Genomic DNA, 19,798 nt, shown 5'->3' on the forward strand with positions numbered 1-19,798 from the left:
ATGACTTCCAAGAATAATCCTGCCAATGCGGTATCCGAGTTGGTCCTGTCCTCTACCGCGCATCAACCTACAGGCTCAAAGGAATTCTACAGCGCCCGTCCGCTCACCCCACAGCAATACCTGTATTACACCGAAACCGATATCCAGCGCATCCTCGACAATCTCGATGGCCTGCGCGACCTGGTGTTTCCGCACGCCGCCCATCTGGACGACGACAGCGAACAGCGCCGCGACCAGCAGTTTCCTTCGGTATGCCTGATCGGCCTGGGCCGCTGCGGCTCGAACATTGCGCTGGATGTGGCGGAGCTGGTGTACAACGCCCGCAAGTTCTATCTCAACGAATTCAACACCGAAGACCGCACCTACACCGAAAGGGACTACAGCCCAGCACGCTGGATTCGCAACAACCTGCGTCTGGTGCAGAACAAAGTCAGCAAACCGGTCTTTCTGGTCGAGCCACTGGTGATGCTCGGCGACCTGGACAAAGACATTGCCGGGCGCATCCGTTTTTCGCGCAAGGGCGAGAAAAGCGGCTTCATCAACGACTACAGCAAAATGAAAATCATGGACCTGTCGGAAGTCCATGCCGGTGGCGCCGGTAATGCGCCGATCCTGGGCCAATACCTGGCCAAGATCATTCTGAACAAGGAAACCCAGCGTTTCTCCAGTGCCGACTGGAAGCTGATTCACTCCTACCTGATCGACTCCTGCGGGATCAAGGCCAACCAGTCGCGCCTGTATTTCTACATTTTCAGCGCCGGTGGCGGTACTGGCTCGGGCATGGCCTCGGAGTTCGGCCTGGCCCAGCAGTACTCGTACATGAACAAGACGTTCGACACCAAGCCTGCCGACGAGAACGACAGCAAGAGTGGGCACTCGTTTGTCTTCGAGCCTATTTTCACCAGCGGCATCTGCGTGCTGCCGAACATTTCCGATCATCGCAGCGAAATGTCCGAAGCCCTGCACATCAATGCCGGTCGACTGCTGTGCAAATACCTTTCCGAGGAATGGGATTTCTCTTACAACTTCGACAATGAAGACAGCAGCGAAGCCAGCGTCATGGGCCGCATCCGCCCCTGGAACGCGATGATGCTGATCTCCAACGACATCATGCGCTACGCCGAAGAAAGCGATGACGGCAATATCCAGAACATTGATGTCAATGCGATGGAAAAACACGCTAACCAGTACATCTCACAACAGATCTTCAACATTCTTACCGCTCAGGCGGTGACCACCGACTACGATCAGAACTATTTCCGCCGTGCCGGTATCGATATCGGCGAAACCATCCGCCTGGATGCCAACGACCTGTTCATGAGTCTGGCCGGCCCTGTAGCCATTGCCTACGCAGAGTCTGTCGTGCCGGAACAGCCGTCACCCTCGTCGGACAAGTTCAAAGTGTTCGAGAAGGAGCAGCCACGGCTCAATATCGACGATCTGTTCTTCCGCTCCATCGACCTGCCGCACTTCAACAAGGTCACCCAGGCTATAGAGGGCATCAGCCTGCTGCCGATAGAATCCAAGCGTTACCGTGCAGCGCTGGAGCAATACAAGGGCTCGGGTTACGACGCGGCGGCCTTGCATGACCTGCACTTCTTCAAGAACTGCTCTTCGGTCGTGTCGATCGTTTCGCTGCCCAAGGACTACAAGCTATCCTACATGGACCTGAACCGGCTCAAGACGCACCTCAACAGCCTGTTCCCCAACACCACCCTCAAACGCTATGCGCTGGTGATCGGCGCCTCGGCCAATCTGTCGCTGACAACCCTGATCGCCAAGAGCCCGTGCCTGTCCGATGATTTCCTGACCTTGATCGTGGCCTTCATCAAGCGTTGTTTTGCCCGCACGCCGTACCGTTTCGACGACACGCTGGACAACTCGATCCTGGACTTCATCATCGGCGAGGCGTTCGATGAGGACCGGATCGACGAACTGCTCAACGAATTCGAAAACCCGGCCAGGATTCTCGATACCAACTGGTATGCGATCAAGCCGATGTACGAGAAGAAATACCGCGAATTGATCAACGACAAGAGCAAGTTTGTCTCGATCAACGATATTCGCCTGTCACGCGAATGCGTGAAAAAAGCGGTGAAGTACCTGCGTGAAATCTATCGTCACCGGATCGGCAAGACTCGGGTGATCTCGCTGAATAACCACACCGGTAGAACCGACTATTGAAAGAGCGAGCGGGCGGTGGCTAGTTGACGAAACTGTTACCGCCCGCCCTCTTTAAAAACTTGATTGTTACCGAGCACCACTTATTGACTTTTCAGTCACGCACCATGACTGTTATGGACAATGCCTCATCGCACCAAAAAAGTGCAAGGCCTCAGGGTTTTGTCCGCACCTGAATCAGTACCCAGGGCGAAACCACCACTGCCCAGATTTCCGGACGACGCTCATTGAGGTCTGCTGCCCTTGTATCAGACAGCTTGCTCACGCTCCCGGCGGCGTGCCAGACGGCAAAGTCTTCATGACGGTTCTCGGCCACGGCTTGCGCGACTTCGATCAAATCCAGCGTGGGCTCGACCCACAATAGGGCACCGCGGGCGAAAAAGGGCTGCAAACCCTCCCAGTCAATTACTGCCGTTTCTCCGAGCAGTTTGGCATAGAGGGTGCTAGGTTGTTCTGTCATGGGTTTCACCAAAAATAGTTCGACGCTTTGATGGGTCGTATTTTTGCAGAAAAACCCGGTTTCAAATAAGTGATTGATCGACAAGTTCGGAAAAGCCAAGGATTGCACCCTGGATCTGGGCACCACCTGCCGCTTTTTTGTATCTTTCTGTCAATTAAGCGACGCCTATGTGTTTTGCCCCCGGCAGCCAGCTTTTCAAGCGATAAATTGGCGCTCTACACTGTACCGGTACAGTTGCCGGGGGGATGACCGGGATAGGTGTGGTAATGCTGATCCGGTCCTGTAGCCTTGGTCGCCAGGACTATAAAAACTACAACAGATGATTGGAGCACTAATGAATAAGGCTACTAAGCAGATTTCCAAACTGTTTGCCGCAATGGTACTGGCAGGGGTTGCCAGCCATTCGTTCGCAGCCGACACCATCAAGATCGGTATCGCCGGCCCGAAAACCGGCCCCGTCACTCAGTATGGCGACATGCAGTTCATCGGCGCCAAGATGGCCATCGAGCAGATCAACGCCAAGGGGGGTGTCGATGGCAAGATGCTTGAAGCCAAGGAATACGACGACGCGTGCGACCCTAAACAAGCCGTGGCCATCGCCAACAAAGTGGTCAACGATGGTGTGAAGTTCGTTGTCGGCCACCTGTGCTCCAGCTCCACCCAACCGGCTTCTGACATCTACGAAGACGAAGGCGTGATCATGATCACCCCGGCTGCCACCAGCCCGGAAATCACCGCCCGTGGCTACAAGATGGTCTTCCGCACCATCGGCCTGGACAGCGCTCAAGGCCCGGCAGCCGGCAACTACATCGCCGACCACGTCAAGCCGAAAATCGTTGCCGTCCTGCACGACAAGCAGCAGTACGGTGAAGGCATCGCCACCGCCGTGAAGCAAACCCTCGAAGGCAAAGGCGTCAAGGTTGCCGTGTTCGAAGGCCTGAACGCCGGCGACAAGGACTTCTCCTCGATCATCCAGAAGCTCAAGCAAGCCAACGTCGACTTCGTCTACTACGGCGGCTACCACCCGGAGCTGGGCCTGATCCTGCGCCAGTCCAAGGAAAAGGGCCTGAACGCCAAGTTCATGGGGCCTGAGGGCGTGGGCAACGACTCCATCTCGCAGATCGCCCAGAACGCCTCCGAAGGCCTGCTGGTGACCCTGCCGAAATCCTTCGACCAGGATCCTGCCAACCAGGCGCTGGTGAAAGCCTTCACCGACAAGAAGCAGGACCCGACCGGCCCGTTCGTGTTCCCGGCCTACTCGGCCGTTGACGTGATCGCCGAAGGCATCAAGGCCGCCAAGAGCGAAGATACCGCCAAGGTGGCTGAAGCCATTCACAAAGGCACCTTCAAAACCCCTACCGGCGACCTGTCGTTCGACGACAAGGGCGACCTGAAGGACTTCAAGTTCGTGGTCTATCAGTGGCATTTCGGTAAACCAAAGACTGAAGTTTCGCCTCAGTAAGCAGGTTCCATGAGTAATAGAGCCCACTGCGCAAGCAGTGGGCTTTGTTTTACGAGGTTAATGGGTCAGGGTTCCGCGATCCGGGAACTGACTTACCTGAAAATCTTAAAACCGTCACCAGCGGTTCGCTGGCAAACGCTCGTGCGAAGGTGGCTACAGACCACACAGCCCGGGCTGGAACATGACTCCACCAGTGAAATGCGTATCAGGTTTTTAGGAGCGTTTTGTAATGCCTGAGATCTATCACTTCTTCCAACAGCTGGTTAATGGGATGACCATTGGCAGCACCTATGCCTTGATAGCCATTGGCTACACAATGGTTTACGGCATTATTGGAATGATCAACTTCGCCCATGGCGAGGTCTATATGATCGGTTCCTACGTGGCCTTCATCGTCCTTGCCGGACTGGCCATGCTGGGTCTCGATTCACTGCCGCTGTTGATGACCGCCGCTTTCCTGGCGACCATCGTTGTCACCAGTGCCTACGGCTACAGTATCGAACGGATCGCCTACCGCCCTCTGCGGGGCAGTAACCGCCTGATCCCGCTGATCTCGGCCATCGGCATGTCGATCTTTCTGCAAAACACCGTGCTGCTATCGCAGGATTCCAAGGACAAATCGATCCCCAACCTGATCCCGGGTAGCATTACCTTTGGTCCGGGCGGCGCACATGAAGTGCTGATCTCCTACATGCAAATTCTGGTGTTCGTGGTGACACTGGTGGTGATGCTCGGCCTCACCCTGTTCATCTCGCGTTCACGTCTGGGGCGTGCCTGCCGGGCCTGTGCCGAAGACATCAAGATGGCCAACCTGCTGGGCATCAATACCAACAACATCATCGCCCTGACCTTTGTCATCGGTGCGGCCCTGGCCGCCGTGGCGGCTGTACTGCTGAGCATGCAGTACGGCGTGATCAACCCCAACGCCGGCTTCCTGGTGGGCCTGAAAGCCTTTACCGCGGCAGTTCTGGGCGGCATCGGCAGCATTCCGGGCGCCATGCTCGGCGGGCTGGTGCTTGGGGTGGCGGAAGCCTTTGGTGCCGATATCTTCGGCGACCAGTACAAGGACGTGGTGGCATTCGCACTGCTGGTCCTGGTGTTGTTATTCCGGCCAACCGGCCTGCTGGGCCGTCCGGAGGTTGAGAAAGTATGACTCGCAATCTTAAACAGGCGCTGTTCAGCGCCCTGCTGGTATGGGCAGTCGCCTATCCGGTACTCGGTCTGAAACTGTCCATCGCCGGCATCAACCTCATAGTCGAGGGTGCCAGTGCCTCAACGCTGGCCATCATCGCCGCCTGCTCGGTGCTGATGTTCCTGCGCGTGTTGTTCGACAGTCAGTGGAACACCTTGATGAAGTCCGGGCAGAGAGGCCCGCTGGTTTCGCCCAAGGTCAGCAACTTCATGACCCTGCCAACCACCCAGCGCTGGGTCATCATGGGGTTGATCATCGTCGCTCTGGTGTGGCCGTTCTTCGGCTCTCGCGGTGCGGTGGATATCGCCACGCTGATCCTGATCTATGTGTTGCTCGGCCTGGGCCTGAACATCGTGGTCGGACTGGCCGGCCTGCTCGACCTGGGCTATGTCGGCTTCTACGCCGTGGGCGCCTACAGCTATGCCCTGCTCTCGCACTACTACGGGCTGAGCTTCTGGATCTGCCTGCCGATCGCCGGCTTGATGGCCGCGACCTTCGGCTTCCTGCTCGGCTTCCCGGTACTGCGTCTGCGTGGCGACTACCTGGCCATCGTTACCCTGGGCTTCGGCGAGATCATTCGCCTGTTCCTGCGTAACCTGACCGACCTCACCGGTGGCCCGAACGGCATCAGCAACATCGAGAAGCCAACGTTCTTCGGCCTGACCTTCGAACGCAAGGCAGCTGAAGGCCTGCAGACCTTCCACGAATACTTCGGCCTGGAGTACAACTCGGTCAACAAGGTGATTTTCCTTTACCTGGTTGCCCTGTTGCTGGCGCTGTTCGCGCTGTTCGTGATCAACCGCCTGCTGCGCATGCCGATCGGCCGTGCCTGGGAAGCCTTGCGCGAAGACGAAATCGCCTGCCGGGCCCTGGGCCTGAACCCGACCGTCATCAAGCTTTCGGCATTCACCCTAGGCGCCTGCTTCGCCGGTTTTGCCGGTAGCTTCTTCGCTGCCCGCCAGGGCCTGGTGACGCCGGAATCCTTCACCTTCATCGAGTCTGCGACCATCCTCGCCATCGTCGTATTGGGCGGCATGGGCTCGCAGCTGGGCGTCGTCCTCGCCGCCACCGTGATGATCCTGCTGCCTGAGCTGATGCGTGACTTCAGCGAATACCGCATGTTGATGTTCGGTGCCTTGATGGTGCTGATGATGATTTGGCGCCCACAAGGTCTGCTGCCCATGCAACGTCCTCACATGGAGCTGCGCAAATGAGCAGAGAGATCCTCAAAGTAAATGGCCTGAGCATGCGCTTCGGCGGCTTGCTGGCGGTCAATGGCGTGTCCCTGAGCGTGAAAGAGAAACAGGTGGTGTCGATGATCGGCCCCAACGGCGCCGGTAAAACCACTGTATTCAACTGCCTGACCGGGTTCTACAAACCCACTTCGGGCAGCATCCAGCTCAACGGTGAAGCGATCGAAGGCCTGCCTGGCCACAAGATCGCCGGCAAAGGCGTGGTGCGTACCTTCCAGAACGTGCGGTTGTTCAAGGAAATGACCGCCGTGGAAAACCTGCTGATCGCCCAGCACCGCCACCTGAACACCAATTTCCTGTCAGGCCTGTTCAAGACCCCGGCGTTTCGCCGCAGCGAGCGCGAGGCGATGGAATACGCCGAGTTCTGGCTGGATAAGGTCAACCTCAAGGAGTTCGCCAACCGTCCGGCCGGCACTCTGGCCTATGGACAGCAGCGCCGCCTGGAAATCGCCCGCTGCATGATGACCCGTCCGCGGATCCTCATGCTCGACGAACCGGCCGCCGGCCTCAACCCGCGGGAAACCGAAGACCTCAAGGCGCTGATCGGAACCCTGCGCGAAGAGCACGACGTGACCGTGCTGCTGATCGAACACGACATGAAACTGGTCATGAGCATCTCCGACCATATCTTCGTGATCAACCAGGGCACGCCTCTGGCCAACGGCACACCGGAACAGGTCCGCGACAACCCTGAAGTGATCAAAGCCTACCTGGGGGAAGCGTAAATGCTGCAGTTCGAAAACGTTTCTACCTTCTACGGCAAGATCCAGGCACTGCACGGGGTCAACGTGGAAGTCCGCCAGGGCGAGATCGTCACCCTGATCGGCGCCAACGGCGCCGGTAAATCGACCCTGCTGATGACCCTATGCGGCTCGCCTCGCGCCCACAGCGGCCACATCCGCTACATGGGCGAAGAGCTGGTCGGGCTCGAGTCGGCGCAGATCATGCGCAAGAGCATTGCCGTCGTGCCGGAAGGCCGCCGGGTGTTCGCCCGCCTGACCGTCGAAGAGAACCTGTCCATGGGTGGTTTCTTCACCGACAAGGGCGACTACCAGGAGCAGATGGACAAGGTCCTGCAGTTGTTCCCGCGCCTGAAGGAGCGCTTCAACCAGCGCGGCGGCACCATGTCCGGCGGTGAACAGCAAATGCTCGCCATCGGCCGTGCGCTGATGAGCAAGCCCAAGCTGTTGTTGCTCGACGAGCCTTCGCTGGGCCTGGCACCGATCATCATCCAGCAGATTTTCGACATCATCGAACAACTGCGACGTGATGGCGTGACCGTATTCCTGGTCGAGCAGAACGCCAACCAGGCCCTGAAAGTCGCCGACCGTGCCTACGTGCTGGAAAACGGTCGCGTGGTCATGCAGGGTACTGGCGAAGCCTTGCTCAACGATCCGAAAGTACGCGATGCGTACCTGGGTGGTTGATGCCACGTTGTAAAAAAACGGCCTTCGGGCCGTTTTTTTTATCCCCCCTGTAACACCCACCCCTGAGCAGTCTCTACTGTTACAGGCAAGCAACACATCCCCCTGTGTAGCGCCAATCCCAAACTCAACCACTGGAGCATCGCCATGAACAACCAAAGCACCCTGGGCCTGTCCCTCTCCGCCACCGCCCTGGCACTGGCCCTGGGCTCGGCCCTCAGCCTGAGCATGATCCCCGCCGCCCATGCCGCCGACGACATGGAAAAATGCTACGGCGTCGCCATGAAGGGCAAGAACGACTGCGCAGCAGGCGCAGGCACCACCTGTGCCGGCACTTCGAAAATGGACCATCAAGCAAACGCCTGGAAACTGGTCCCTAAAGGCACCTGCGAAAAAACCGCCAGTCCCACTTCGCCCACCGGCTTCGGTCAGCTCCAGGCCTTCAAGGCAAAGTCCTGACTCCCAACCAATCGACCAGCCTGAGCCTCGATCATGACAACTCCAGCCGCCACCGCCGTGCATCGAGCCGCTCAGGCCGCCTGCCAGCTACCAGCCCGAGTCGGGGTGGGGCTCAAGCCCGAGTACTTTCGCGGTCTGCTCGAAGACCATCCGGACATTGGTTTTCTTGAAATCCATGCCGAGAACTACATGGTCGAGGGCGGGCCTTTTCACCGCTACCTCGGCTTGCTTCACGAAAAGTATCCGCTTTCGATCCACGGGGTCGGCTTGTCCATCGGCGCCGAAACCCCGCTGGACCGCGACCATCTGCAGCGCCTGAAAACTCTGTTCGAAAGGCACCCACCGCAAGCATTCTCCGAACACCTGGCCTGGTCCAGCCACGGCCCGCTGTTCCTCAACGATCTACTGCCGCTGGCCTACGACCGGACGACGCTGAACCGTGTTTGCTCCCATGTGGATCAGGTTCAGGAAACACTGGGGCGCCCCTTGTTGCTGGAGAATCCGGCCACTTACCTGGAGTTCAAGGCCTCGACCCTGGATGAAACGGATTTCATCAGCGAAATCGTGCAGCGGACCGGTTGTGGCCTGCTGCTCGACGTCAACAATGTGTATGTCTCGTGCATCAATCATGGCCGCGATCCACTGGCGTACCTGTCCGCCCTGCCCCTGCACGCCGTGGAACAGGTTCACCTGGCAGGCTTCAGCGAAGATGCCGACGGCATGGGCCAGCGCCTGCTGATCGACAGCCACTCGGCCCCCATCGATGACGCGGTGTGGGCGCTCTACCGCCAATTGCTCCAGCGCATCGGGCCGATCCCTACGCTGATCGAGCGCGACAACGACCTGCCGCCCTTGCCGCAGTTGTTGGCCGAAGCCCGCCGGGCTGAAGAATTGATCATGGCCTGCGAGGTTCAGCCATGAGCACGCAAGCCGATTTCGCCGCGGCCCTGTTCGACCTTGAACGCACCGGCCCGACCGATCTGTTCAGCAGCCCGGCGCCTGACAGTCGATTTGCGGTCTACCGCAACAACGTCATCAGCTCATTGCTGGGCGCGATGGCCGACAGCTACCCGGTGGTGCTGCAACTGGTGGGCGAAGCCTTCTTCAACGCCATGGGCCTGGCCTACGTGCAGTCCCATCCACCTCGCTCGCGCCTGCTGGTGGAATATGGCGAGGACTTCGCCGCCTTTATCGAAAGCTTTGAACCAGCTGCCAGCCTGCCCTACCTCGCCGACGTCGCGCGCCTGGAGCGGCTGCGCATACGCGCCTACCACGCCGCCGACAGCAACGCCGTCGGCCATGCAGCGATTGCCGAGCTATTGGCGCAACCGGAAAGTCTGGTCGAGCTGCGCCTGAGCCTGCACCCAAGCCTCTCGATTCTGGTGTCGGACTTTGCCATCTGTTCGCTCTGGCAGGCCCATCAACATGACGGGGAGATCGAGACGGTCGATCCCTGGCTGCCCGAGCGCGCCCTGGTACTGCGCTGCGGCCTGGAGGTCGAACTCCTGGCACTTGATCCTGGAACCTGCGCGTTCATCCAGGCACTGCAGAGCGGTCTGCCCCTTGGCCAGGCAGCCGGCCAGGGCTTGCAAGCCAGTACCGGCTTCGACCTGGGCCACTGCCTGGCCCTGCTGATCGGCAAAGCCGCCATCACTCAACTGCACACACGGTAAAAGGGCTGAGCATGAACACCTACAAGGGTACCCGCAGTCTCCCCGTTCGCCTGGTAGAGCGCGCCATTGCGTTGTTCGAAGCGATCCCCCACAGCCTGGTCGCATTCATCGCGCGCTTCTCGATTGCGGCGGTGTTCTGGAAATCCGGGCAAACCAAGGTCGAAGGCTTCGCAGTCGATCTGATCTCCGGCAACTTCGAACTGGGCATGCCGCACCTGGCCGACTCGACCATTCCCTTGTTTCGAAGCGAATACCCGGTGCCGTTGCTTACACCTGAAGTGGCGGCGCACATGGCAGCCTTTGCCGAACACTTTTTTCCGGTTCTGATTCTGGTCGGCTTCGCCACCCGTTTCTCTGCACTGGCGTTGCTCGGGATGACCCTGGTCATTCAGACATTCGTCTACCCCGACGCCTACCCCACCCACGGTACCTGGGCGGCGGTGCTGCTCTATCTGATGGCCCGTGGGCCAGGAGTGCTTTCGATCGACCACCTGATTGCCCGGCGCTAGAGTTTTTCCAGTGCCTGGGTACTGCGCTGGAACCAGCCCATCAGGTAATCGGCCAACACCTGAACCCTCCTGGGCATGCCACCCTGGTACGGATGAACCAGAAACATCGGCGTGCTGCGGGTCTGGTAGTCGCGCAACAACCACTGCAAGCGCCCATCACCCAATTCGGCATGCAGCATGTAGGACGGCAGCCGAACGATCCCGGCGCCCACCAGCGCCGCTTTCTTCAGCAGGCTGTAGTGGTTGCTGGCGAGCGGCCCCGAAACCCGCACACGGAGCAATTCATGGCGCTGGTGGTACAGCCATTCCTCCCGGCCGCTATAGTGGCTGTTGAGCAGGCAACGATGCTCGGCAAGCTCCATGGGCGTATGGGGCTCCCCATGCTGCGCCAGGTAGGCCGGGCTGGCGCAGGTGACTTCCTGCATGGCCAGCAGGGGCCTGGCCACCAACCGCTCGTCATTGGCCACGTTCGAGCGGATCGCCAGGTCGAAGCCATCGCGCAATAAATCCCGGTAACCATTGTTGAGCTCCAGTTCGATCTGGATCTCGGGATACGTGCCCGAGAACTCAAGCAGCAACCCCTCGAAGAACGTTTCCCCCAGCGAGACCGGTACCGTCATGCGTACCGGCCCGGCCATGTCGTCCTTGAGCCGGGCCAGCGCCTGGCGCGCTCTTTCCACTTGGGCGACCAATGCCTGTGCCTGGGGCAACAGTGCCGCGCCAGCGGCCGTCAGGCTGAGGCGGCGGGTGGTTCGGTGCAGCAACAACACTGAGTGACTGGTTTCCAATCGACTGATGCGCTTGGACAGCTGGCCTTTGCTCCAGCCCAATTGCTGCGCGGCCAGCGTAAAACTGCCCGCCTCCATCAACACGGCAAAGGCTGTCAGGTCATCCAGTTCGCTCATGCATTGTTTCCAGATGAAAACCAAAGGTTGCCTATTAGCACGCTTATCTACAGAAAAAACCACCCTAGACTAACGATTCCCCTACCGCTACCGAGGAATGGCTCAATGAAAATCCTGTTGATCGGCGCCAACGGCACCATTGGCTCGGCAGTTGCCGAAGAACTGGCCCAGCGCCACGAAATCGTGCGTATCGGCCGCAGCAGCGGCGACCTCCAGGTCGACATCAGCGACAGCGCGTCGATTCGCCGCCTGTTCGAACAGACCGGGAAGTTCGATGCACTGGTCTGCGCCGCCGGAAATGTGACCTTCGCCCCGCTGGCGGAAATGACCGAGAAAGACTTTGCACTGGGCTTGAGTGACAAGCTCATGGGCCAGGTCAATCTGTTGCTGATCGGCCGCGACTATGCCAACGACGGCGCTTCGTTCACCTTCACCACTGGCGTGCTCAGCCACGACCCGATTCGCAGCGGCAGCTCGGCCGCGCTGGTCAATGGCGCCATCGACAGTTTCGTGCGTGCTGCGGCGATCGAATTGCCACGCGGCCTGCGCGTCAACTCAGTGAGCCCGAATGTACTGGCCGAAGCAATGGACAGCTACGCGCCCTATTTCCGCGGGTTCAAGCCGGTTCCGGCAGCCGACGTCGCGCTGGCCTATGCCAAGAGCGTGGAAGGCTTGCAGACTGGCCAGACCTACCGTGTAGGCTGAACGCCACCCTTGTGATCGGCGGGCAGCCTGCGTAACGTGGCGGCACTTCTCAGGAGACCCTCTTCGATGCGCGCTGCCCGTTCCGTACTCTTTGTTGCCTTGCTGCCCCTGTTCGCCGGTTGCCAGATGTTCGCCGATAAACCGACGAACGCCACCGCCGGCATGACCCGCATGCAGGGTGTACTCAAGGGCGAAGGCGGTCACCTGCTGTTTCAGCCCTGCCAGGAACAACGGCGCTTCATGGTCAACGACACCGGCAATACCGGCGTACTGCAGGAAGCTTCCGCGCAGGCAAGCAAGCCCGGCACGATCTTCGTCGACCTGCTCGGCAGTTTTGCCGCGAACAAGGGTGGCGGCAACGACGGTCAACTGAATCTTCATCAGGTCTATCGCATCGAGCGTGCGGCCAGCGCCTGCGAAGACCCGAACTTCAAGCGCCTGACCCTGCGTGCCAGCGGCCACACGCCGAACTGGGATCTGAAAGTCAGCGGCAAGGGCATGGTCCTGGAGCGTGAAGGCCAGCAGCCACTGGCCTTGCCTTACCTGGAAGAACAACTGCCTGACGGGCGCTTCAACCTGACCAGTGAGGCCAACGACCAGCGTATCGAGTTGTGGGTTGCGCCGCAGCGCTGCGTCGATAGCGTCACCGGCGGCGTGCAACACCTCACGGCCGAACTGCGGGTCAACGGCCAGACCCAACGCGGCTGCGCCTACTATGGCGGTTCGCGCAACGAATGAAGGTCTTGACCGACTATCAGTACAACGCGTCTTGCATTGTTTTTATCCTGACCGAAAGCAGGCTTTACGGCTTATAATTGCCGGTTCGTGTAAAGCTGCCGGGGCGCCCCTGTGGCCCGGATATTGGACCCTGTCATGTTACGAATCACTGAACTGAAATTGCCACTGGATCATCCTGACGAAGCCCTGCGCCCTGCCATCGTGCAGCGGTTGGGGATCGCCGATGATGAGCTGCTGGAATTCACCCTGTTCAAGCGCAGCTACGATGCGCGCAAGAAGTCTTCCGAACTGCAATTCATCTACACCATCGATCTGCACGTGCGCGATGAAGCCGCGCTGCTGCGCAAGTTCAGCGAAGACCGCAACGTCAACCAGGCACCGGATGTCAGCTACAAGCCCGTGGGCCATGCGCCGGAAGGCTTGAGCGAGCGCCCGGTGGTGGTTGGCTTCGGCCCCTGCGGCATTTTCGCCGGTTTGCTGCTGGCGCAGATGGGTTTCAAGCCGATCGTGCTTGAGCGCGGCACCGAAGTGCGCCAGCGCACCAAAGACACCTGGGGGCTGTGGCGCAAGAGCGTGCTCAACCCCGAGTCCAACGTCCAGTTCGGCGAGGGCGGCGCCGGCACCTTCTCCGACGGCAAGCTCTACAGCCAGATCAAGGACCCCAGGCACCACGGCCGCAAGGTCCTGCACGAGTTCGTCAAGGCGGGCGCCCCGGAGGAAATCCTCTACGTCAGCAAGCCGCATATCGGGACCTTCCGCCTGACCGGCATGGTCGAGACCATGCGCCACGAGATCCAGGCGCTGGGCGGTGAAATCCGCTTCCAGCAGAAGGTCACCGACGTGTTGATCGACGACGGGCAACTGCACGGCGTGGTGCTGGAAAATGGCGAACAGATCGCCTCGCGTCACGTGGTCCTGGCACTGGGCCACAGCGCTCGCGACACGTTCCGCATGCTGCATGGCCGCGGTGTGTTCATGGAAGCCAAACCCTTCTCGATCGGTTTTCGCATCGAGCATCCGCAGTCGCTGATCGACAAGGCGCGCCTGGGCAAATATGCCGGCCACCCGAAACTCGGCGCAGCCGACTACAAGCTGGTGCATCACGCCAAGAACGGTCGTTCGGTGTACAGCTTCTGCATGTGCCCGGGCGGTACCGTGGTGGCGGCCACTTCCGAGCCAGGCCGGGTCGTGACCAACGGCATGAGCCAGTACTCGCGTAACGAGCGCAATGCCAACTCGGGCATCGTCGTCGGAATCACGCCAGAAGATTACCCGGGCGGCCCGCTGGCCGGGATCGAGCTGCAAGAGCGCCTGGAAGCCCACGCCTATGTCCTGGGCGGCAGCAACTACGAGGCACCGGCGCAACTGGTCGGCGACTTCGTCGCTGGCCGGCCTTCTACCGAGCTGGGTAGCGTAGAGCCGTCCTATAAGCCCGGCGTCGCCCTCGGCGACCTGGCGTTGGCCTTGCCGCAATATGCCATCGAAGCCATCCGCGAAGCCTTGCCTGCATTCGACAAGCAGATTCGTGGCTTCGGCCAGCATGACGCGGTATTGACCGGTATCGAAACCCGGACCTCATCGCCGCTGCGTCTCACCCGCGACGAGTCCTTGCAGAGCCTTAACGTCAAGGGCTTGTTCCCGGCTGGCGAAGGTGCCGGTTATGCCGGTGGCATTCTGTCTGCCGGAGTCGATGGCATTCGCATTGCCGAGGCCGTGGCGCGCAGCATGCTGGGCTTGAAAGACTGATCACGCCCTCGGCATTGCCTGGCTCGCACCGGGCCTTGCCGAGGGGTTTCAGATGCCGGCGCGCAGCACGGTCGCCGGCAACGCTTTGCCTTCATCGGCACAAGCCGCTACTGAAGCTATCAGCGCATCGAGCTGATAGCCCTGGGCTTGCAACCAACTCGGCTCATAGTAGGTGGTGGCGTAACGCTCGCCGCCGTCGCAAAGGATCGCCACGATCGATCCACTCTCCCCCGCCGCTTTCATTTGCTGCGCTGCTATCAGTGCACCGATCAGATTGGTCCCGCTCGAACCACCCACTCGCCGTCCAAGGCGCCCTGCCAGGTAATGCATGGCTGCCAGCGATAGCGCATCCGGCACTTTGACCATTGCATCGATGACCCGGGGCAGGAACGAGGCCTCGACCCGTGGACGGCCGATACCCTCGATCCGCGAACCGCAATCCAGGCGCAAGCTCGCGTCGCCGCTCTGGTAATAATCGAAGAACACCGAGCGCTCGGCATCGGCGCAGAGCACCCGGGTGCAGTGCTGCCGATAACGCACATAACGCCCCAGCGTCGCCGTAGTACCACCGGTGCCGGGGCTTGAGATCAGCCAGGTGGGTTCGGTATGGCGCTCGTAGCACAGCTGGGAAAAAATCGACTCGGCGATGTTGTTGTTCGCCCGCCAGTCGGTGGCCCGCTCGGCGTAGGTGAACTGGTCCATGAAATGGCCGCCGCTTTCCCGGGCCAGGCGTTCGGACTCGGCATAGATCTGCGTCGGGTCGTCAACCAGATGGCTCTGGCCCCCGTAGAAAGCGATCTGGGCGATTTTTTCCTGGGAGGTGGTCGCGGGCATCACGGCAATGAAGGGCAGCCCGAGCAACCTGGCAAAGTACGCTTCGGAGATGGCCGTGGAGCCACTGGAGGCTTCGATGACCGGCGCGCCGGGGTGCAGCCAGCCATTGCACAAGGCATACAGGAACAGCGAGCGCGCCAGTCGATGCTTGAGGCTGCCGGTGGGATGACTGGATTCATCCTTGAAATAAAACTCTACCTCGGGAAAGCCCGCCAGCGGCAATGGGATCAAGTGCGTGTCGGCACTGCGCTGGAAGTCCGCTTCGATGATGCGTATCGCTTCGCGCGCCCATTGGCGGTTCTCGCTCATGCTGGTCTACCTGTTGAATGCCAAACTTCAATCTTAGGACTTTTCCTACATACGACACAGACACAGTGGGACTCCAATTTCCCGCCTGACTGCTAGGCTCTGACCTTTATGAGCCTACCCCCATTCTTATAACAAAATAGAATATAATTTTTGTTTTAACAACTAACAGTACGCGTTAGGGTGGACCACCTTTAAATCACAGCATGGAGAGCGAACTTGCCTCTGCGTAGCACTTTCACACGGTTCTTTCAGTTGGAAGCTGCCAGCGGTCTGTTATTGATTGCAGCTGCAGCCCTTGCCCTGATCATCAACAACTCACCGCTGTCGTTCCTTTACAACGGCTTGCTGGATACACCGGTCGTGGCCCAGGTCGGCGCGCTGAAAATCGCCAAGCCATTGTTGCTATGGATCAACGACGGCCTGATGGCCCTGTTCTTCCTGCTGATTGGCCTCGAGGTCAAGCGCGAGATCATCGACGGCCACTTGTCCAGGCCTGCGCAGGTGATCCTGCCGGGTGCTGCGGCCATTGGCGGGATGGTGGTACCCGCCCTGATCTATTGGGCAATGAACAAGGACAACCCGCCCGCCGTGGCTGGCTGGGCAATTCCCATGGCGACCGATATCGCTTTCGCCCTGGGCGTGCTCGCCCTGCTGGGCAAGCGCGTGCCGACTTCGCTCAAGCTTTTCCTGATGACCCTGGCCATCATCGATGACCTGGGCGCGATCATTGTTATCGCCCTGTTCTACTCGGGTGAATTGTCGAGCCTGTCTCTGATGCTGGCCGCGGCCTGTCTGGTCGCGCTCGTGGCGATGAACCGGCTGGGCGTGGTCAAACTCGGCCCGTACATGATCATCGGGCTTATCCTTTGGGTCTGCGTCCTCAAGAGCGGCGTGCATGCAACCCTGGCCGGGGTGACGCTGGCATTGTGCATTCCGCTGCGGACCCGCAATGCCGAACCCTCGCCCTTGCTGAGCCTGGAACATGCACTGCACCCCTGGGTGGCCTTCGGCATCCTCCCGCTGTTCGCATTCGCCAATGCCGGCGTATCGCTGGCCGGTATCACTCTGGAGAGCTTCACCCACCCTGTTCCAATGGGGATCGCCGTCGGCCTGGTGGCGGGCAAGACCCTGGGCGTGTTCGGCCTCACCTGGCTGGCAGTCAAGGCCGGTATCGCCGCCTTGCCGACGAGCGCCAACTGGGGCCAGGTACTGGGGGTCTCGATACTCTGCGGCATCGGTTTCACCATGAGCCTGTTCGTCGGTTCGCTGGCTTTCCAACCTGGTGTCAGCGAGTACGCCGGCATGGATCGCATGGGTATCCTGACCGGTTCGATCATCGCCGCCCTGGTGGGCTATGGAATAACCGCCATGGCCAGCCGGAAAAACGTCACTGCTTGATCGATGGCCAATACGAAAAAACCCCGGCCAGCACAAGCTGAGTCGGGGTTTTTAGTTTTAAAGCTGGCGTTGAATCAGTGCGCGACGCGGCTGGTACCGTCGACGGTCATGATTCGCACACGCTCGCCGACCCGGAAAATCTCGTTTTCCTGAACCTGCTGCACATAGGCACGCATGCTGCCGTCATCTTCACGCACGGTGATTTCTACACCCTGGGTACGAGTCAGGCCTTCTTCAGAGGCCGAACCGATCAGGCCACCGGCCACTGCGCCGATGACCGCCGCGACGATACTGCCGCGACCGTCACCCACCGAGCTACCTGCCACGCCACCGACAATCGCACCGGCACCGCTGCCGATAGGGGTCTTGGTACCTTCGATTTTCACGGGACGCAGCGATTCGATGGTGCCCATGCGTACGGTCTGCACCCTGCGCGCCTCGTCACGGGAATAGGAGTCGCCGCTCAGGTTCGAGGCGCAGCCGCCCAGCAACAGCGACATCGTGGTGAAGGACGCAACCAGCAATACAGATTTACGCATAGGATCATCTCCATAAGACAGATATTCATTAGACTCCGCGCGCTGACGACTGTCACGACACGAGCAGTATAAAATTGCTTCCATTCAGCTTCGGTACAGACTGCCTTATTTCTTTCAAAGTGCTGGAATGTATGCCACAACCGCGAGCCTGCTTGCGCAAGGATCAGCATGGATTACTTCATTATCACCGCGACCACCGTGGCGGGGCTGTACTTCCACTGGTGGCTCTACGTTCGCGCCACAACTAAATATCACACTGATTAAGGCGCCAGACGCTCGCGTTGCCAGGCATTGTCCAGCAGACGGTAATTGAGGCGATCATGCAGACGGCTCGGGCGACCCTGCCAGAACTCGATGCGCTCGGGCAGCAGACGGTAGCCGCCCCAATGCTCGGGGCAATGGGGTTGAGCATCGTTGAAACGCTGCTCGGTGGCCTTGAGCAAGCCCTCAAGCTCGGCCCGGTCGGCGATGACCTGGCTCTGCGGTGAAGCCCAGGCGCCCAGGCGGCTGCCCAAGGGCCGAACCTGATAATAGGCGTCGGACTCTTCTGGCGTGACCATCTCCACCCTGCCTTCGATACGCACCTGACGCTCCAGGGCCGGCCAGAAAAAGGTCATGGCAGCGAAGGGGTTGGCCGCCAGCTGCTGGCCCTTGGCGCTATCGTAGTTGGTGAAAAAGGTGAAACCCAGGTCGTCCAGGCCCTTGAGCAACAGTACCCGGCAGTGCGGCCGACCGTCCCGATCTACAGTGGCCAGCATCATGGAGTTGGCCTCGACCGGCACCTGTTCGGTCTTGACGGCCTGTTCGAACCATTGGCGAAACAGCTTGAAAGGTTCGGCAGGCGCCTGGGCTTCGGTCAGGCCATCGCGGGCATACTCACGGCGCATAGCGGCCAGGGTCTGGGTCATTGCAGCGTTCCTTTGCTATCAGTTGGTCTTGGTCGTAGTCGCGACCTTTTTCGTTTCCGTAGCTTTCTTGGCAGAAGCCTTGGCCGGTGAGGCCGCTTTCTTGGCGACGGTTGTCTTGGTCGGCGCGGCTTTCTTCGCGGTGCTGGCTTTCTTGCTCGCAGAGGCCTTGCCGGAAGCTTTTACCGGTGCTTTTTCCGGCGTTTTCGCCACAAACTTGCTGTCCTGGGCCGCGGCCAATTCGGCTGCCGACGGGGTCGGCTGCTTGTACTGGTTAAGCAATGCCAGCATGGTGTCTTGCGGCGTCACCAGCATTTCTACCCGACGGTTCAACGCACGACCCTGCAGGCTGTCGTTGGCGGCGCGTGGCATGACCGAACCCATGCCGCGCAGCGAAAGGCGATTACGTTCCAGACCGCTGAGGCGGAAAATCGCGGCGATCGACTGAGCTCGCTCCTGACTCAACTTCTGATTGACTGGCCCGGCGCCGCTGGTGTCGGCATGGCCCAATACCAATACTGCGGTCTTGGAGTCCGTCTCGATGATTTTGGCCACTCGCGTGATCGGACCAAGGATAATCGGCAGCAGCATGGCCGGACGATCGGGGTTGAACGAGCTATCGACCGGGGCGGTGATGACCAGCACATTCTCGCGGCGCTCCAGCTCGAACTTGCTGCCCTTGATCGCTTCGCGCAAACGTGGCTCGTAACTGTCGAGCCAGGCCTGGGTGACCTTGTGGTCAATTTTTGGAACAGCCTTGACCGCCTCTTTCTTGTCGCCGAAAGGCCACCACCAGCTGCCTCCAGTGTCGGCCTTGGCACTCGCGTCCTTTGCAGCAGGGGGAGCGATTTTTTCCGCGGCGGCGGCGGCAGCTACCCTGGCTTGGGCTTCGGCTGCCTTGGCGCCTGCAATGTCCTTGGCTTTTTCATCGGCAGTCTTGTCCGAACCAAAAGGCCACAAGTCAATGCCGCCTCCGGCAGCAGAGTTGTGTGGAGTTTGAGCACAGCCCGTAACAGCCAGGCAAAGCGCAAGAGCAAGCGATTTATGAGAGGACATTTTAGTTCCACACAACAAAGTGAACGACAAAAACGAGCCCGAAAGCCCGC

At 59.8% G+C, this 19,798-nt stretch carries 20 protein-coding genes; 14 read left to right on the top strand and 6 right to left on the bottom strand.

All coding sequences use genetic code 11. The features are described 5' to 3' along the window. A complete protein-coding gene (locus tag NVV94_RS20765) occupies positions 1-2,184 on the top strand; it encodes a hypothetical protein (RefSeq protein ID WP_258444236.1) in 2,184 nt (727 codons plus the stop codon). A gap of 151 nt (positions 2,185-2,335) precedes the next feature. Here the strand turns inward: NVV94_RS20765 and NVV94_RS20770 are convergent, their stop codons facing one another. Then, the gene (locus NVV94_RS20770; protein ID WP_309304266.1) at positions 2,336-2,749 is read right to left on the bottom strand and encodes a DUF2288 domain-containing protein; all 414 of its coding nucleotides are present in this window, start codon (positions 2,747-2,749) and stop codon (positions 2,336-2,338) included. A gap of 226 nt (positions 2,750-2,975) precedes the next feature. Here NVV94_RS20770 and NVV94_RS20775 point away from each other — a divergent pair, with 226 nt between their 5' ends. The 9 genes from NVV94_RS20775 to NVV94_RS20815 all read left to right on the top strand — a co-directional run bounded on the left by NVV94_RS20775 (position 2,976) and on the right by NVV94_RS20815 (position 10,613). After that, positions 2,976-4,103 carry a branched-chain amino acid ABC transporter substrate-binding protein gene (locus NVV94_RS20775; protein WP_258444238.1) on the top strand — a complete coding sequence of 376 codons (1,128 nt, stop codon included), beginning with the start codon at positions 2,976-2,978 and terminating at the stop codon, positions 4,101-4,103. A 229-nt stretch (positions 4,104-4,332) separates the two neighbouring features. Further along, positions 4,333-5,256, top strand: a complete 924-nt coding sequence (gene livH, locus NVV94_RS20780; protein ID WP_258444239.1) for a high-affinity branched-chain amino acid ABC transporter permease LivH — start codon at positions 4,333-4,335, stop codon at positions 5,254-5,256. Continuing rightward, complete coding sequence (locus NVV94_RS20785) at positions 5,253-6,509, top strand: high-affinity branched-chain amino acid ABC transporter permease LivM (RefSeq protein ID WP_258444240.1); 1,257 nt, start codon at positions 5,253-5,255, stop codon at positions 6,507-6,509. Before livH ends, NVV94_RS20785 begins: the two co-directional genes overlap by 4 nt. Further along, entirely contained in the window at positions 6,506-7,273 is a 768-nt protein-coding gene (gene livG / locus NVV94_RS20790; protein ID WP_258444241.1) for a high-affinity branched-chain amino acid ABC transporter ATP-binding protein LivG, read from the top strand. The genes NVV94_RS20785 and livG overlap by 4 nt, the downstream gene beginning before the upstream one ends. After that, entirely contained in the window at positions 7,274-7,975 is a 702-nt protein-coding gene (locus tag NVV94_RS20795; RefSeq protein ID WP_258444242.1) for an ABC transporter ATP-binding protein, read from the top strand. A 144-nt stretch (positions 7,976-8,119) separates the two neighbouring features. Then, complete coding sequence (locus NVV94_RS20800) at positions 8,120-8,431, top strand: DUF2282 domain-containing protein (protein ID WP_258444243.1); 312 nt, start codon at positions 8,120-8,122, stop codon at positions 8,429-8,431. Positions 8,432-8,464: 33 nt separating this feature from the next. Beyond that, entirely contained in the window at positions 8,465-9,352 is an 888-nt protein-coding gene (locus tag NVV94_RS20805; RefSeq protein ID WP_258444244.1) for a DUF692 domain-containing protein, read from the top strand. After that, positions 9,349-10,104: a DUF2063 domain-containing protein gene (locus tag NVV94_RS20810; protein WP_258444245.1), complete on the top strand. Its 756-nt coding sequence runs from the start codon at positions 9,349-9,351 to the stop codon at positions 10,102-10,104. The genes NVV94_RS20805 and NVV94_RS20810 overlap by 4 nt, the downstream gene beginning before the upstream one ends. 11 nt (positions 10,105-10,115) lie before the next feature. Then, complete coding sequence (locus NVV94_RS20815; RefSeq protein ID WP_258444246.1) at positions 10,116-10,613, top strand: DoxX family protein; 498 nt, start codon at positions 10,116-10,118, stop codon at positions 10,611-10,613. Here the strand turns inward: NVV94_RS20815 and NVV94_RS20820 are convergent. After that, positions 10,610-11,518 (bottom strand): LysR family transcriptional regulator, encoded by a 909-nt coding sequence (locus tag NVV94_RS20820; RefSeq protein WP_258444247.1) that lies wholly within the window; start codon positions 11,516-11,518, stop codon positions 10,610-10,612. The genes NVV94_RS20815 and NVV94_RS20820 overlap by 4 nt on opposite strands. A gap of 105 nt (positions 11,519-11,623) precedes the next feature. Here NVV94_RS20820 and NVV94_RS20825 point away from each other — a divergent pair, with 105 nt between their 5' ends. The 3 genes from NVV94_RS20825 to NVV94_RS20835 all read left to right on the top strand — a co-directional run bounded on the left by NVV94_RS20825 (position 11,624) and on the right by NVV94_RS20835 (position 14,707). After that, complete coding sequence (locus NVV94_RS20825; RefSeq protein ID WP_258444248.1) at positions 11,624-12,223, top strand: short chain dehydrogenase; 600 nt, start codon at positions 11,624-11,626, stop codon at positions 12,221-12,223. Between the two features lie 66 nt (positions 12,224-12,289). Continuing rightward, positions 12,290-12,961, top strand: a complete 672-nt coding sequence (locus NVV94_RS20830; RefSeq protein WP_258444249.1) for a COG3650 family protein — start codon at positions 12,290-12,292, stop codon at positions 12,959-12,961. A 135-nt stretch (positions 12,962-13,096) separates the two neighbouring features. Beyond that, complete coding sequence (locus NVV94_RS20835) at positions 13,097-14,707, top strand: NAD(P)/FAD-dependent oxidoreductase (RefSeq protein ID WP_258444250.1); 1,611 nt, start codon at positions 13,097-13,099, stop codon at positions 14,705-14,707. A gap of 48 nt (positions 14,708-14,755) precedes the next feature. Here NVV94_RS20835 and NVV94_RS20840 read toward each other — a convergent pair whose 3' ends face one another. After that, positions 14,756-15,850: a PLP-dependent cysteine synthase family protein gene (locus tag NVV94_RS20840; RefSeq protein ID WP_258444251.1), complete on the bottom strand. Its 1,095-nt coding sequence runs from the start codon at positions 15,848-15,850 to the stop codon at positions 14,756-14,758. Positions 15,851-16,066: 216 nt separating this feature from the next. Between NVV94_RS20840 and nhaA the strand changes: the two genes are divergently transcribed. Continuing rightward, positions 16,067-17,248: a Na+/H+ antiporter NhaA gene (gene nhaA / locus NVV94_RS20845; RefSeq protein ID WP_258444252.1), complete on the top strand. Its 1,182-nt coding sequence runs from the start codon at positions 16,067-16,069 to the stop codon at positions 17,246-17,248. A gap of 74 nt (positions 17,249-17,322) precedes the next feature. Here the strand turns inward: nhaA and NVV94_RS20850 are convergent, their stop codons facing one another. The 3 genes from NVV94_RS20850 to NVV94_RS20860 form a co-directional block, all read right to left on the bottom strand. Continuing rightward, positions 17,323-17,787, bottom strand: coding sequence for a glycine zipper 2TM domain-containing protein (locus tag NVV94_RS20850; protein WP_258444253.1), 465 nt, complete (start codon positions 17,785-17,787; stop codon positions 17,323-17,325). A gap of 260 nt (positions 17,788-18,047) precedes the next feature. Beyond that, positions 18,048-18,695, bottom strand: coding sequence for a pyridoxamine 5'-phosphate oxidase (gene pdxH / locus NVV94_RS20855; protein ID WP_258444254.1), 648 nt, complete (start codon positions 18,693-18,695; stop codon positions 18,048-18,050). Between the two features lie 18 nt (positions 18,696-18,713). Beyond that, positions 18,714-19,748: an OmpA family protein gene (locus tag NVV94_RS20860; protein WP_258447766.1), complete on the bottom strand. Its 1,035-nt coding sequence runs from the start codon at positions 19,746-19,748 to the stop codon at positions 18,714-18,716. Between the last annotated feature and the right edge of the window lie 50 nt (positions 19,749-19,798).

This window comes from Pseudomonas sp. LS1212 (genome assembly GCF_024741815.1).
Classification (GTDB): domain Bacteria; phylum Pseudomonadota; class Gammaproteobacteria; order Pseudomonadales; family Pseudomonadaceae; genus Aquipseudomonas.

What these genes read in the sequence shown, in the direction of transcription:
- NVV94_RS20810 (WP_258444245.1), top strand. Translation starts at nt 9,349, where the DNA reads ATGAGCACGCAAGCCGATTTCGCCGCGGCCCTGTTCGACCTTGAACGC.
- livG (WP_258444241.1), top strand. Translation starts at nt 6,506, where the DNA reads ATGAGCAGAGAGATCCTCAAAGTAAATGGCCTGAGCATGCGCTTCGGC.
- NVV94_RS20850 (WP_258444253.1), bottom strand. Translation starts at nt 17,787, where the DNA reads ATGCGTAAATCTGTATTGCTGGTTGCGTCCTTCACCACGATGTCGCTG.
- livH (WP_258444239.1), top strand. Translation starts at nt 4,333, where the DNA reads ATGCCTGAGATCTATCACTTCTTCCAACAGCTGGTTAATGGGATGACC.
- NVV94_RS20805 (WP_258444244.1), top strand. Translation starts at nt 8,465, where the DNA reads ATGACAACTCCAGCCGCCACCGCCGTGCATCGAGCCGCTCAGGCCGCC.
- NVV94_RS20820 (WP_258444247.1), bottom strand. Translation starts at nt 11,518, where the DNA reads ATGAGCGAACTGGATGACCTGACAGCCTTTGCCGTGTTGATGGAGGCG.
- NVV94_RS20775 (WP_258444238.1), top strand. Translation starts at nt 2,976, where the DNA reads ATGAATAAGGCTACTAAGCAGATTTCCAAACTGTTTGCCGCAATGGTA.
- NVV94_RS20815 (WP_258444246.1), top strand. Translation starts at nt 10,116, where the DNA reads ATGAACACCTACAAGGGTACCCGCAGTCTCCCCGTTCGCCTGGTAGAG.
- NVV94_RS20795 (WP_258444242.1), top strand. Translation starts at nt 7,274, where the DNA reads ATGCTGCAGTTCGAAAACGTTTCTACCTTCTACGGCAAGATCCAGGCA.
- NVV94_RS20825 (WP_258444248.1), top strand. Translation starts at nt 11,624, where the DNA reads ATGAAAATCCTGTTGATCGGCGCCAACGGCACCATTGGCTCGGCAGTT.
- NVV94_RS20840 (WP_258444251.1), bottom strand. Translation starts at nt 15,850, where the DNA reads ATGAGCGAGAACCGCCAATGGGCGCGCGAAGCGATACGCATCATCGAA.
- NVV94_RS20860 (WP_258447766.1), bottom strand. Translation starts at nt 19,748, where the DNA reads ATGTCCTCTCATAAATCGCTTGCTCTTGCGCTTTGCCTGGCTGTTACG.
- NVV94_RS20835 (WP_258444250.1), top strand. Translation starts at nt 13,097, where the DNA reads ATGTTACGAATCACTGAACTGAAATTGCCACTGGATCATCCTGACGAA.
- NVV94_RS20830 (WP_258444249.1), top strand. Translation starts at nt 12,290, where the DNA reads ATGCGCGCTGCCCGTTCCGTACTCTTTGTTGCCTTGCTGCCCCTGTTC.
- NVV94_RS20785 (WP_258444240.1), top strand. Translation starts at nt 5,253, where the DNA reads ATGACTCGCAATCTTAAACAGGCGCTGTTCAGCGCCCTGCTGGTATGG.
- pdxH (WP_258444254.1), bottom strand. Translation starts at nt 18,695, where the DNA reads ATGACCCAGACCCTGGCCGCTATGCGCCGTGAGTATGCCCGCGATGGC.
- NVV94_RS20765 (WP_258444236.1), top strand. Translation starts at nt 1, where the DNA reads ATGACTTCCAAGAATAATCCTGCCAATGCGGTATCCGAGTTGGTCCTG.
- NVV94_RS20800 (WP_258444243.1), top strand. Translation starts at nt 8,120, where the DNA reads ATGAACAACCAAAGCACCCTGGGCCTGTCCCTCTCCGCCACCGCCCTG.